Raw genomic sequence first — 13,732 nt, 5'->3', positions numbered from 1 at the left:
TAAGCGATAGTGTTTATAGTGTGAATCATCAATAATATCTCTTGTTATTGTTGAAGAATAGAACCGCTAATTATATGTCAGCGGTTTTTTCATATTAGAAATTCCTAAGTACTAATTCATGGGTGCTTATTGGAATAGCTTTTTAATAAGTCGTCAAACAACATACATATTGTAATTTTATGATAAAGTAAACAATTATCAATATTCTAAAAAGTGTTCGTTTTTTAGACAGATGAGATTTAATTAAAAATGTTGCAAAAAATCCCTTAAAGTATTATTTTTCGGTTTTCTGTGCTAACCTCCTTATAAACTTACGTAGTAATCCCGTCAATTAAATATCAAACAAATGTATTCAATATTATATTTGACCCGAATTCTATGCTGATCCTTATCACGCAATATGCTAAGGCTTACACAAAAATTCTTGCAATCTCAATTGTTAAATTTACATTTTAAGCCGATAGCCAACGCCAACCTCTGTTAAGAAATGCTTAGGTCGTGAAGGATTGTCTTCAAGCTTTTGTCGCAAATTTGACATAAAAATTCGCACATAATGCCCTTGGTCTTGGTGCCCTTTACCCCACACTTCATCAAGGATTTGCTCATGGGTGAGCACACGCTGAGAATTGCGAATCAGTACTGAGAGTAAGCGATATTCAATGGGCGTTAAATGCACAACCTCACCATTTTTACTCACCTCACGTTGACTAGTATCAATACAAATATCACCCATTTGAACGATAGCATCATTGTCTTGGTTATTCTGGTAACGACGCAGCAACGCATTCACCCGCGCTAACAACTCCCCCATACTAAAGGGCTTTGTTAGATAATCATCCGCTCCGTAATTAAGCGCTTGTATCTTATCTTGCTCATTACTACGTGCGGATAAGACGATAATGGGCAGTTTTGACCAAGTACGGATATCATTGATAATCTCAAGTCCATCACTGTCTGGCAAGCCTAAATCAAGAATAATTAAATCAGGGCGACGTGTTGCCGCTTCGATAAGGCCTCGTTGCCCAGTTTCTGCGGTATAAACGACCCATGCTTCGTCTTCTAATACTTTTTTAATAAAACGGGCAATATGGGGCTCATCTTCAATGATTAAAATCGTTTTCATAGGTTCGTTATCTAGGTCGGTAAATTCTCATAATCTGAGGGTGAATTAATCGAAATATGCGATTGATTATGTAATTGGCTAGCAAACTGTCGTTGTTCGATTTGGCTAGGTTGAGGTAGTTCTATGGTAAAACATGCCCCATGCGGTACCACATTGGTGACGCTCAGCGTGCCCCCCAAACTTTTTACCAGTTCACGACTTAAGGCTAAACCCAGCCCTAAACCGGTTACTGTGCTTTCTTGATTACCACGAGTAAAGCGTTCAAAAATCTTAGCTTGCATCTCAATGGGTACACCATCACCGGCATCAATAACATTAATTTTAAAATGATTTTGGCTGTCTGATAGTGCTTGAATATGAATGGGTGACCCTAACGGTGAGTAATTAATGGCATTGGTGAGTAAATTATTAAGAATTCTTGCCAATAATAATTCATCGGTATAGATAAATTGTAGGGCGTCTGGAATATCCACAATGATATCTCGAGTGCCAAGAGCAAACTCTAATTGAGTTAATATTCCACCAATCAATTCTTCAAGGCTAATCCATTGTTTATTAACGCTTATACCGCCTGATTGCAGTGACGCATAATCTAAAATATTGACCACCAAACGTCCAATGGCCCTACTTTGCTGTTGGATATCTAATGCTAGTTGATGCTGTTCTTGCTCAGTTTGTGTTAGTTGCAATAAACTTTCAGCGAGCGTGGATAATACCGCAAGCGGTGTGCGAATATCATGGGACAATGCCGATAACAGCGTTCCTCGCAGCTGCTCTGATTTTACTTGAATCACCGCTTCTTGAGCAACTTTTGCCAAATAAATTCGCTCCAATGCCAAGGCAATTTGGGCAACTGCCACATCTAAAAAACGCTGTTGTTCAGGCTGATTAAAATAACTGGTATCTTTGGGCAAGACGGCAATTACCCCTAATACTTGCCCTGAAGCTGCCAGTGGACGGTATTGCATTTTGTTCGCCGTAAGCGTGTTGGTGCCAAATCCTGCAAGCTGATTATGGTCATATACCCACTGCGTCACTGCCCAATCAAATTCTGACGGTACGGCGGTATCACTCACCAAGTTTAACCGACCTTGATTGTTGGGCGTGACAACTAATGCATAACTGGCTAAATGTTGTAATAACCACAGCGTCGCATGGTCAGCAATCTGTTCAGTTTTACGTGCCGCACTTAAGCCTTGGCTTAATTCACTTATCGATTTGGCTTGGAGCTCACGACGACGAGCGGATTGGGCTTGAAACCGTAACCCAACCGCTAAGTTATTAATTAATAAGGAGACGACAATCAACACCCCAAAGGTCAATAGATATTGTACATCGCTTACAGAAAAAGAAAATTTTGGCTCAACAAAGAAAAAATCAAAGCTTAATACGCTAACGATAACCGCAAAAATCCCAGGAAAACGACCGAAACGTACCGAAACAAACACGATTATCAGTAAGTACAGCATTAAAACATTAGCTAAATCCAGCCATTGGGTGAGTTTAGCAAGTGAGGCAGTGACCAACGTACAACCCACGGTTGCGACCAGATAGCCCCTTACGTTATGGTTTGCCCATAACTCTTGATAATTCGGCGTTTTGCTAATAAGAGAAGCTGATGTATTCGGGGTGGTGTCAGCCACTTGATTAACTATGATTAAGTCAAGCTTGGTGTCTTGTTTACCGATTTGCTCGATCAAAGAATTTCGCCAACACCCCAATTTGGGTCGTTGTTGTCCAATAACAATGCGTCCAATATTAAACTGATGGGCATAGCTCGTCAGTCCTTCAGCAACACTATTGGCGGTAATAATCTGGGTCGTTGCCCCCATGTCTTCCGCCAAACGTAGGGCATCTAAGATTTTTTGCTTATTTTTGGAAAGGTTAGATGGGGTTTCCACATGGGTCACATACCATTTGGTATGCAAGCTACCCGCAAGTCTAGCAGCATGGCGAATCAGGCGTTCATTATTACCAGTACTACTTAAGCCGACTAATAGTTGGTCTGTGGTGTTCCATATTGGTGAAATCCGTGCCTGTTTACGATAATTGCGCATATCGGTATCAACACGGTCAGCAGTACGACGCAGTGCCAATTCACGCAAGGCTATCAGATTGCCTTTGCGAAAAAAGTTTTTTACTGCATTTTTGGCTTGATTGGGCAAATATACCTTGCCTTCCTCTAACCGTGTTAATAGTTCATCGGCAGGCAAATCGACCAACACCACTTCATTGGCAGCATCAAAAAACCAATCCGGTAGTGTCTCTCGCACCGCTATGCCGGTGATTTGATTGACCACATCATTAACACTTTCTAAATGCTGTACATTTAAAGTAGTATAAACATTGATGCCTGCATTGATTAGCTCTTCCACATCTTGCCATCGCTTAGGATGACGGGAAGTCGGCACATTGCTATGGGCCAGTTCATCAACCAACAGAATATCTGGGTGAATCGCTAAAGCGGCATCGATATCAAATTCTTTAAGGGTTTGTCCTCGATAGTCAATTTGCTTGAGTGGTAAAATCGTTAAGTCTTCGAGCAAAGCAGCGGTTTCGCTACGTCCATGCGTTTCCACAATGCCGACAAGTACGTTAAAGCCCTGAGCTTGGGCTTGTCGTGCTGCCATCAGCATATCGTAAGTTTTACCCACACCTGCTGATGAGCCAAAGAAAATCTTGAGCTTGCCTCGGGTCGTGGTCAACGTCTCTGCCTCAATTTGATTGAGCAGCTCATCAGGGTTGGGGCGGTTATCAGTCATGCCTTACTCTTACGCTTACTTTATTATTGTGACTTAGCCAGTTTATCTAAAGCCACGTTGACTGCCAAGACATTGACAACCGGCTCACCTAAAACGCCAAATAGTGGGGCTTGGGTATTATCACGAATGGCTTTTTTAACCGTATCTACGCTAATGCCTCGTTGTTTGGCAATACGACCCACTTGCCATTCAGCAGCTGCAGGTGAGATATGGGGGTCAAGACCACTGGCAGAGGTAGTCACCAAATCAAGCGGTATTGGGGCGGTATTGGTGGGGTCGCTTGATTTTAATTTGCTAACGGCGGCTTGCACATTTTTCGCCAGCTCAGGGTTTAGAGGACCTAAGTTACTGCCCGTTGAAGCTTTAGCATCGTATTTCGCCGCTGACGGGCGTCCCCACAGATATTTAGGGTCATCAAAGTTTTGCCCAATTAGGCGTGAGCCAATCGTTTTACCTTGGCTATCTTTATATAGACTACCATTGGCTTGCGTTGGCATCATCAGTTGCGAGACAGCGGTCATCCCCAGCGGATACAGCACCCCTAGAATCATGCTTAAGATGATAAACAACAGCAATGCCGGTTTTAGCATGGCAAATTGAATGGCAGATTGGTTGTTATTATCGGTATAGATTGTCGTATTCATCGTATTTTCCCTCAGGCTATGCCAAATGCAAGGTGTTTAAAATCACATCAATCACTTTAATCCCAATAAATGGCAGTATTAATCCACCTAAGCCGTAAATTAACAGGTTGGTGCGTAGCAACGTCGCTGCTTTGGCAGCACGGTATTTCACGCCTTTTAACGCCAGTGGAATCAACGCAATGATGATTAACGCATTAAAGATGACGGCAGATAAAATGGCACTGGTTGGGCTACCTAAATGCATGATATCTAAAACTTTTAACGCAGGGTAAGTGCTGGCAAAGGCAGCAGGAATAATGGCAAAATATTTTGCCACGTCGTTGGCAAGGCTAAAAGTCGTTAAAGCACCACGGGTCATTAGCATCTGTTTGCCTGTTTGCACCACTTCAATAAGTTTGGTGGGGTTGGAATCTAAGTCCACCATATTCGCCGCTTCTTTTGCCGCTTGGGTACCACTGTTCATGGCAACAGCCACATCGGCTTGTGCCAAGGCAGGGGCATCATTAGTACCGTCACCAGTCATGGCAACCAGTTTACCTTGCTCTTGGTAACTACGAATACGAGCCAGTTTTTGCTCTGGGGTGGCTTCTGCCATAAAATCATCAACGCCTGCTTCTGCGGCAATCGCAGCGGCGGTTAAGGGATTGTCTCCAGTAATCATCACAGTACTAATGCCCATGCTACGCAGTTCAGCAAATCGCTCTTTAATGCCTGTTTTTACAATGTCTTTTAGCTCAACCACACCCAGTACTTTTTTACCATCGGCAATGACGAGTGGCGTACTACCACGGCGAGCGACTTCTTCGACTTGGTGTTTGACGTTGTTTGAAATGATGCCACCTGCCTGTTCAACCCAGCGAGCAATGGCATCAAAAGCACCTTTACGAATCTGTCGGCCGCCAATATCGGTACCACTCATACGAGTTTGGGCAGTAAATTCAATCGCTTCGTAAGGCCGAGTTTTAAAATTAGCATCAGTCAAATTAAACTGCTGTTCCGCCAGTTTAACAATACTGCGTCCTTCTGGGGTTTCATCGGCCATTGAAGCAAGCATCGCTGTTTCTGCCAATTCACTGGCAGTAATACCTTGTGCTGCCACAAACTGCGACGCTTGGCGATTCCCGTAAGTAATGGTGCCTGTTTTATCGAGCATTAACACATCGACATCGCCTGCGGCTTCGACCGCACGCCCTGAGGTGGCAATCACATTGGCTTGCATCATACGGCTCATCCCAGCGACGCCAATGGCTGATAACAAACCGCCAATCGTGGTCGGGATTAAACAAACCAGCAATGCCACCAAAATCACCAGCGACGTTGGAATACCTTGACCTGACGCTTTGACGGCAAATTGTGAAAAAGGCAGTAACGTGACGCACACCATTAAAAAGATAAACGTTAACGCCACCAATAAAATGGTTAACGCAATCTCATTGGGCGTTTTACTGCGTTTTGCCCCTTCGACGAGTGAAATCATACGGTCTAAAAAGCCTTGTCCAGCCGCTTGGGTAATACGAATGATGAGCCAGTCTGACAATACCCGAGTCCCACCCGTCACCGCATTAAAGTCGCCACCGCTTTCGCGAATCACAGGGGCTGACTCTCCCGTAATCGCTGACTCATCCACCGAGGCTAAGCCTTCAATCACCTCACCATCGGCAGGAATCACTTCACCGGCTTCCACCAATACGATATCGTCCTTATCCAATTCTGTGGCAAGCACGGTCATGGTGGCAGTACGGTCTTCGATATTAAGGAGTTTACGGGCTTTGACGTCTTGACGAGCCTGTTTAAGGCTAGCGGCTTGCGCTTTGCTACGTCCTTCTGCCAAGGCTTCGGCAAAATTGGCAAACAAAATCGTAAACCATAGCCAAAGGGTTACGCTCAAATCAAAGCCAAACTCTGAGCGATGTTCGGGGAAAATTAAGGCTTGAATCGTTAGTAACGTGGTTAAAATACTGCCCACATACACCACAAACATCACCGGATTACGCCACTGTACTTTAGGGTTTAGTTTAGCAAACGTTTCTTTTAACGCAGGTTTGACCAATTCAGGGGCAAACATGCTTTGTGGTGTTTTTTTATGATGAGGTTCATTCGGCTGATGGTTTGTATTTATGGGCTGATTAGGACTAATAGTTTGTGTCATGATAAATTCCTTTAATTTGAGTGTGCGACGGCTACTGGTGCATCCAGATTTGCTCAATAATTGGGCCGAGTGCTAACGCTGGGATAAAAGTCAAAGCCCCAACCAATAACACCGTGCCGATAAGTAGCCCAACAAATAGTGGTGTAGTGGTTGGTAGCGTACCGTTATTGACAGGTAATCGTGGTTTTTTCGCCAGTGAACCTGCCAATGCCAGTACGGGTAAAATAACCCCAAACCGACCTACCAGCATGGCAATCCCCAACATCACATTATAAAAAGGAGTATTGGCACCCAGTCCTGCAAAGGCAGAACCATTGTTGTTTGCCGCCGAACTAAACGCATATAAAATCTCACTAAAGCCATGAGCAGATGGGTTAAATACCCCGGCTTGACCTGTCTCCGTCATCACACTAATCGCTGTACCGATGAGTACTGTCAACGGTGCAGCAAGCAGTCCTAATACCACCATTTTCATCTCATACGGTTCGATTTTTTTGCCCAAATATTCAGGGGTACGACCAATCATCAGTCCTGACACAAACACCGCCAAGATTGCGAACAACAACATGCCATAGAGACCGGCACCGACACCGCCAAATACCACTTCACCTAGCTGCATTTGGAGCATGGGAGCCAGACCGCCCATGGGGGTAAATGAGTCATGCATGGCATTGACGGCACCACACGACGCCGCCGTGGTAATAGTCGCAAACAGGGAAGACGCGACGATGCCAAAACGGGTTTCTTTACCTTCCATATTGCCGCTCATATCAGGCGACACCAGACCACTCACTTGGTTAGCCAACCAAGGGTTGCCTGCCAATTCACTGCTGACAGTGAGCCAATACATGCCTAAAAACAACAGCGTCATCGCCGACAAAATCACAATACCTTGACGCAGATTGCCACTGATTTTTCCTAAGCAGAAACATAACGCTGTTGGAATTAAGAAAATGGCGAGCATCTCAATAAAGTTAGAAAGTGCAGTAGGATTTTCAAACGGATGTGCTGAGTTGGCATTAAAAAAACCGCCACCATTCGTGCCTAACATTTTAATCGCTTCTTGCGAGGCAACAGGTCCTAGGGCAATATTTTGGACTGCCCCTTGTAATGTGCTGACACTGACAGTTGATGATAAGGTTTGAATCACCCCTTGGCTTACTAATAACAACGTAATAACGATGGCAATGGGCAACAAAATATACAGATTGCTTCGCCACAAATCGACCCACGCATTGCCAATACCTTGGGCGTTTTTACGGGTTAACCCACGTATTAACGCGAACGCCACCGCAATCCCGGTTGCTCCTGATAAAAAGTTTTGCAATGACATACCTAGCATTTGGGTCAGGTAGCTCATGGTAGATTCACCACCATAGCTTTGCCAGTTGGTATTGGTCATAAAGCTGACAGCAGTGTTAAACGCTGAATGCCAAGTGGGTGCGGAAAATTTTTCTGGATTGAGCGGTAAAATGCCTTGTAGCAATTGCAACCCGAATAATGCCACTAAACCAATGATATTAAATAGCAAAATTGCTATGGCGTACTGTTTCCAGTTCATCTCACCACTGAGTTTGCCGTGATTGTCCACGCCTAACATCCCAAAAAGGGAAAACCAGCGTTGTTCATTGGCAGATAAAGGGGCTTGCATCCGCTTCACCATAAATCCTGCTAACGGATAGGCAAGCATAAATAATACCCCAAGGTATAAAAGGACTTGAATGAAGGCAGAGGAAGTCATTAAAACTCCTCCGTTTTGATAAGGACGTACACCAGATAGATAAATAACCCGAGTGCCATCAACCCTGCTAACGCTTGCATAGCCAACTCCTTGATAAATTAAGCATAAAATTTGTCAATGCTTATTATTACCAAGAAGCTTGTAAATTTGCCGTTAATTGTTAAAGTGCAGATATAAAGAAAGTGTAAAGATAGGGTTTTTAGTTTGCAGATTAGTCTTTACAATTTAATAAGCTTTACCTTGTAAATTTTAAGTCAACTCAACACTTGTTATTATTGAAAATAAAAGACCGACCTTTTAATGCGGTCTTTTGCATTCTGATATTTGGGGTCAGCACAGAATTCGAACCATATTGTACGCTAAAGAATTCAATGTTGATTTCTAGTTGTACGCTAAAGAATTCAATGTTGATTTCTAGTTGTACGCTAAAGAATTCAATGTTGATTTCTAGTACATTGTTTAATCCAAAAATTGGTCACTTAAACATTGGCTCACCATCAATGGTAGTAGATAGCTTTCCTTGCTGCCAATGGAGTCGTGGTGTATCTTCACTATGCAACTTTGAAGTTTGTCCCGAATGCTCAATGACAATGCCTTGTTGATCGATCACTGCAGTACCAATGACATACGTGTAAACATAGCTACTCTTAGCTTTGGCAGAGACACTAGGATTAAAGACACACTCTACAATTTGGTCGCCATACTGCATACGCATTTTCGGCTGTAGCGAAGCAATTGATACCGCACCATTGCTAATGGCAGAGTATACAGAGAATACGATTCCAACCCGACCACCTATTAATTTTGCAATGTCACTATTAATTTCGACTCTTTCAACACCAGGCTCGCTAGTGCTAGCGCCAGTAACATCACCCAAGTGTCTGATAAAAGGAAATTTTTCCAAAGCGCCCATTTGCTTTGGTGCATGTATATAATGCATTTTTTTCTCACCTTCAATCAAAATGCCTACCCTTAAATCTAAGTCATCGTTATCACTACAGCTATCACCATTATCCACCCAAATTGCTTCGACAATAAATGATGACTGCTGCTTTGTTAGATTCACTCTATGTGGGATATTAGGCTTATCAAGTGTAACCTTTGTTAACGAAACTTTGGTTGGTGTTGCGACATTCTGTGTCTGAGCTTTAGAAGCATCTAATGCAGGCGCTTGGCTCGATTCTGCAACTTCACCGCCATAATACTCAATCAGACTTGGTAAGCCACCATTAAATCCTTGACCAACTGCATTGAAGCGCCAAATACCGTCCTTTTTATAGCATTCCAATAGCATAATAGCGCGCTGCTGTTCAAACATATTGCCATCAAATGCAAAACTGGCTACTACCTGCCCCTGTAAGTTTAAGATGCTTATCTGGCTATTGCCAATTTGCGACATCATACCAGGTCCGTCGATCGCTAATGTCACCATCAGATGCTCAATCTTAGTGTCTAAGGCAGATAAATTAACCTCAAACACTGAGTGTTTGTCACTGTTTTTTGTCAATTTGATAGAGTTACAAGGACTAATGGGCTGATTGTAGAAAATCATATAAGCTTCATCGCTTAATCGATTTGCATGATCTAGACCAAATATTGAGACATCAATCACAAGCGAACTTGTTATATCTACTTGTAAAGAAAATGATGAGGCATTCGGCAATATATCATTGACCTTTAATTTTTGACCGCGAATCAGCTGCATAATTAGTCCTTGTTTTTTTAATTGTTGTATTTTGTAGTGGCATAGTAAACCAAGACAGCTAATAAGAGATTATAATACCTTCAGTAGAGGAATAATCTCATGACAAAAGTTAGAAATCAATACTCAGCAGAATCTAAACTTGAACTCATTAAATTAATTGAAGAACAAGGGCAAAAAGTGCCCGATGTTGCAGGACAATACAATGTTGGCAAATCAACCTTAGAAAAATGGCTACAACGATACCGTGCAGAACAATCAGGCAAACCACTCATCACAGGTAGAGCTATCACACCCGAACAACAAGAAATCCAGCGACTTAAAAAAGAAGTCGCACAGCTTAAGCTGGAACGAGACATATTAAATAAGGAGGGATAAGCGAAGCACTGCTTCGCCCCGACGCAAGGCGAGAGCTATGCTCGAGTGGGCCGCGGTGTACTTCGCAAGTCAGTCCAAATGAAGTACGCCTTTATTCAGGACAACCAACACATATGGTCTATTCGTCGCCTATGTTCTACTTTAGATGTTCATCACAGTGGCTATTACGCATGGTTAAAGCAACCTATCAGTAGAACTGCCAGAAAGCGACAACACCTATCGAGATTAATTAAACAATTTTGGCTAGAATCTGGTGGCGTCTATGGCTATCGCAAGATTCACTATGATTTGAAAGATATCGGTGAAGGTTGTGGTATCAATCGTGTACATCGACTGATGAAAACAAATGGTCTCAAATCTCAGCGTGGCTATCGTAAACCTCGGTCCTATGCAGGTACACCATCTGTTATTGCCGCAAACACATTAGCCCGACAATTTAATCCAATTGAGCCAAATCAATCATGGGTCACAGATATTACTTATATCCGTACACATGAAGGATGGCTATATTTAGCAGTGGTAATTGACCTGTTTTCACGTCTTGTGGTTGGCTGGTCTATGAAGTCAAGGATTGCAACAGACCTTATACTAGATGCATTATTGATGGCTTTGCTTAGAAGAAACCCTAAGAATAAAGTGCTGATTCATTCTGACCAAGGCAGTCAATATACTAGTCATGAATGGCAGACGTTTCTTAAGCATCATAATCTTGAAAGCAGTATGAGCAGACGAGGCAATTGCCATGATAATGCGGTTGCTGAAAGCTTCTTTCAGTTGCTAAAGCGTGAGAGAATCAAAAAGAAAATATATCTTTCAAGAGAGGAAGCTAAATCAGATATTTTTGAGTATATTGAGATGTTTTATAATTCTAAACGCAGACACGGTTCCATTGGTCAACGTTCTCCGTTAGAGTATGAGAAAAACCATCAACAGATGGTTATGTGTGTCTAGAATTTTGGTGGCTATTCACCCAGTACAGTTTACTTGACCACTACACCAGTTATATTCTAGGTTATTACAGCCAAGTTAGACCACATAGCTTCAATATTTACTTAACACCAGTCGAGAAAGAAAAACAGTTTTTTAATCAAAATCTTTTAAAGGCTGTCTAATTAAACTTGACCACTACAACTTTGGAAAAACGGTGAGCGCTATTTAAATACCAGCTTGCAGTTTGTACATTTGGCTTTCATTGCATTATTATTGAAAAGATTGTGAACAGGTTATCAGTACAGTTCACTTCATCATTACACTTTTTGTATCTCAAATGTTCAATACAGCTAATTAATATCTCAGATCGAATTAATTTAGCAACATCCACAGTAGAAAACTTTTGTTGGTGAGCCATATTTTTTGGCATTGGTAAAGTAATTTTAAGTGAACGATCGTGCACACAAATGCTAGGTTTAACCTATTTTAATAAAGTATGGACTGATAAAATAGTTATTTAATTTATATAACACTATCAAAGATAATAGGTTTCATATGACTTCAGCCCATGATAACTCTTTTGAAAACAACTTTAATAAACCCTGGTTCGCCACTTATCAGTGCTACGGTATTTCGCCCAATATCCACATGCCTAACAAGGATACCTCTCTCATCGATATCCTTGAAAAAACGATGCAGAATCATCCTAATCGCATCGCAAGTCTCAGTATGGGTCGAGCTTTTACTTACCGCGAACTGGATTTGACCAGTCGAACCGTAGCTGCTTATTTGCAAGAGTTAGGATTAGTCAAAGGGGATAAGGTCGCGATCATGCTGCCGAACGTGATTCAATATGCAATTGTTGCAATCGCTGTATTGCGTGCAGGGCTGATATTAGTCAATGTCAATCCGCTTTATACTAGTCGCGAACTTGAGCATCAACTTCAAGATGCGGACGCCAAAGCCATTTTTATCTTAGAAAATTTTGCCCATACCTATCAAGCCATATCGCCTACCTTGGTCGAGTATGTGATTATGTGTCGCGTGGGCGATATGCTAGGTAAAGTTAAAGGCACGCTGGTTAATTTTGGAGCAAAATATATCAAAAAAATGGTACCTGATTGGCAGATTAAGCAATTTTCTTGGTTTAGCGACGTGCTTAAATCCAACCCTGCCTTGTATCAGCGTCCTGATCTGACCTTAGAAGATACCGCATTGCTGCAATATACAGGCGGTACCACAGGGGTAGCCAAAGGTGCTATGCTGACTCACGGGAACTTAATTGCTAATATTTTACAAATTGATGCCTTAGTCGACACGAGTTTTACCCAAGAAGAGCGCGAACGAGAACATGTGATATTAACCGCTTTGCCTTTATATCATGTGTTTGCCTTTACCATATGCTGCTTATACGTTTTTAGAATGGGTTACACGCAATTGTTAATTGCCAATCCACGCGATTTAGACGCCATGGTAAAATATATTAATCGCTATTCACTGACCTTTTTTATTGGGATTAACACGTTATTTAATGCCCTGGTACATCACCCGAAATTTAGGGAAGCTGACTTTGCTAAATTAAAGGTTACGATTGCTGGCGGTATGTCAGTCAATAGTAATGTCGCTGAAGAATGGCACAGAATCACGGACACTATCATTGTTGAAGGCTATGGCTTGTCAGAATGTTCCCCTGTGGTGGCGTTTAACCCCATTCGTATTGAACATTTTACGGGCAAAATTGGGATCCCTGCTTCCTCAACGGATGTGGTATTGCTCGATGATGATGAGAGACCTGTGGCACTGGGTGAACGCGGTGAAATTGCCGTTAAAGGCCCTCAAGTCATGAAAGGCTACCACAATGCACCTACTGAAACGCTCACAGCTTTTAGTAAGACAGGCTATTTTAAAACAGGTGATATTGGGGTTATGGATGACAAAGGCTTTATTAAGCTCGTCGACCGTAAAAAAGAGATGATATTGGTTTCAGGTTTTAATGTCTATCCTAATGAAATCGAAGAAGTCATCATGCAACACCCTGATATTCTTGAATGCGGCGTTATTGGGGTGCCGAGTGATTCTAGTGGCGAAGTACCTAAAGTGTTTGCAGTTCGTAAAAATAGCCAATTAACCGAACAAGCCCTACTTAATTATGCCAAAGAGAATCTAACAGGCTACAAACGCCCACGAAAAGTCGAGTTTGTTGACAGTTTGCCCAAATCTGCGGTGGGCAAAGTGCTACGTAAGGAGTTAAGAGCGTTAGAGAAGAAGGAATAAAATAGTAGGTAGCGGTATAGGGGTCAACT

Annotated in this window: 8 protein-coding genes and 2 pseudogenes; 3 read left to right on the top strand and 7 right to left on the bottom strand. The window is 42.3% G+C overall.

The genetic code is table 11. The annotated features are described in order from the left end of the window. Positions 1 to 445: 445 nt before the first annotated feature. The 7 genes from RT143_RS11235 to RT143_RS11210 all read right to left on the bottom strand — a co-directional run bounded on the left by RT143_RS11235 (position 446) and on the right by RT143_RS11210 (position 10,124). Entirely contained in the window at positions 446 to 1,123 is a 678-nt protein-coding gene (locus RT143_RS11235; protein WP_060995274.1) for a response regulator, read from the bottom strand. Between the two features lie 11 nt (positions 1,124 to 1,134). Next, positions 1,135 to 3,885: a DUF4118 domain-containing protein gene (locus RT143_RS11230; RefSeq protein ID WP_313093111.1), complete on the bottom strand. Its 2,751-nt coding sequence runs from the start codon at positions 3,883 to 3,885 to the stop codon at positions 1,135 to 1,137. A 23-nt stretch (positions 3,886 to 3,908) separates the two neighbouring features. Continuing rightward, complete coding sequence (gene kdpC, locus RT143_RS11225) at positions 3,909 to 4,529, bottom strand: potassium-transporting ATPase subunit KdpC (RefSeq protein WP_313093110.1); 621 nt, start codon at positions 4,527 to 4,529, stop codon at positions 3,909 to 3,911. A gap of 16 nt (positions 4,530 to 4,545) precedes the next feature. Then, positions 4,546 to 6,594 (bottom strand): potassium-transporting ATPase subunit KdpB, encoded by a 2,049-nt coding sequence (gene kdpB / locus RT143_RS11220; RefSeq protein ID WP_219300750.1) that lies wholly within the window; start codon positions 6,592 to 6,594, stop codon positions 4,546 to 4,548. Between the two features lie 115 nt (positions 6,595 to 6,709). Next, complete coding sequence (gene kdpA, locus RT143_RS11215) at positions 6,710 to 8,419, bottom strand: potassium-transporting ATPase subunit KdpA (RefSeq protein WP_050325953.1); 1,710 nt, start codon at positions 8,417 to 8,419, stop codon at positions 6,710 to 6,712. Beyond that, entirely contained in the window at positions 8,419 to 8,499 is an 81-nt protein-coding gene (gene kdpF / locus RT143_RS12330; protein WP_072092986.1) for a K(+)-transporting ATPase subunit F, read from the bottom strand. The genes kdpA and kdpF overlap by 1 nt, the downstream gene beginning before the upstream one ends. 395 nt (positions 8,500 to 8,894) lie before the next feature. After that, positions 8,895 to 10,124 carry a TerD family protein gene (locus tag RT143_RS11210; protein WP_007117301.1) on the bottom strand — a complete coding sequence of 410 codons (1,230 nt, stop codon included), beginning with the start codon at positions 10,122 to 10,124 and terminating at the stop codon, positions 8,895 to 8,897. A 99-nt stretch (positions 10,125 to 10,223) separates the two neighbouring features. Here RT143_RS11210 and RT143_RS11205 point away from each other — a divergent pair. From RT143_RS11205 to RT143_RS11195, 3 genes and pseudogenes are all read left to right on the top strand, one after another. Then, a pseudogene (locus tag RT143_RS11205) lies at positions 10,224 to 11,450 on the top strand (IS3 family transposase). A 177-nt stretch (positions 11,451 to 11,627) separates the two neighbouring features. After that, positions 11,628 to 11,717 (top strand): annotated as a pseudogene (locus tag RT143_RS11200) (IS5/IS1182 family transposase); the annotation flags it as partial. Between the two features lie 267 nt (positions 11,718 to 11,984). Then, positions 11,985 to 13,703, top strand: coding sequence for an AMP-binding protein (locus RT143_RS11195; RefSeq protein ID WP_050325956.1), 1,719 nt, complete (start codon positions 11,985 to 11,987; stop codon positions 13,701 to 13,703). Positions 13,704 to 13,732 lie beyond the last annotated feature (29 nt).

Origin of the sequence: Moraxella sp. CTOTU48268 (assembly GCF_032069585.1) — a bacterium.
Taxonomy (GTDB): Bacteria; Pseudomonadota; Gammaproteobacteria; order Pseudomonadales; family Moraxellaceae; genus Faucicola; species Faucicola cinerea.
This window is presented reverse-complemented; position numbering and strand designations above follow the sequence as displayed.

Bases quoted from the DNA above. Each gene is read 5' to 3' on its own strand.
- RT143_RS11235 (WP_060995274.1), bottom strand. From the start codon at position 1,123: ATGAAAACGATTTTAATCATTGAAGATGAGCCCCATATTGCCCGTTTT.
- RT143_RS11230 (WP_313093111.1), bottom strand. From the start codon at position 3,885: ATGACTGATAACCGCCCCAACCCTGATGAGCTGCTCAATCAAATTGAG.
- kdpC (WP_313093110.1), bottom strand. From the start codon at position 4,529: ATGAATACGACAATCTATACCGATAATAACAACCAATCTGCCATTCAA.
- kdpB (WP_219300750.1), bottom strand. From the start codon at position 6,594: ATGTTTGCCCCTGAATTGGTCAAACCTGCGTTAAAAGAAACGTTTGCT.
- kdpA (WP_050325953.1), bottom strand. From the start codon at position 8,419: ATGACTTCCTCTGCCTTCATTCAAGTCCTTTTATACCTTGGGGTATTA.
- kdpF (WP_072092986.1), bottom strand. From the start codon at position 8,499: ATGCAAGCGTTAGCAGGGTTGATGGCACTCGGGTTATTTATCTATCTG.
- RT143_RS11210 (WP_007117301.1), bottom strand. From the start codon at position 10,124: ATGCAGCTGATTCGCGGTCAAAAATTAAAGGTCAATGATATATTGCCG.
- RT143_RS11195 (WP_050325956.1), top strand. From the start codon at position 11,985: ATGACTTCAGCCCATGATAACTCTTTTGAAAACAACTTTAATAAACCC.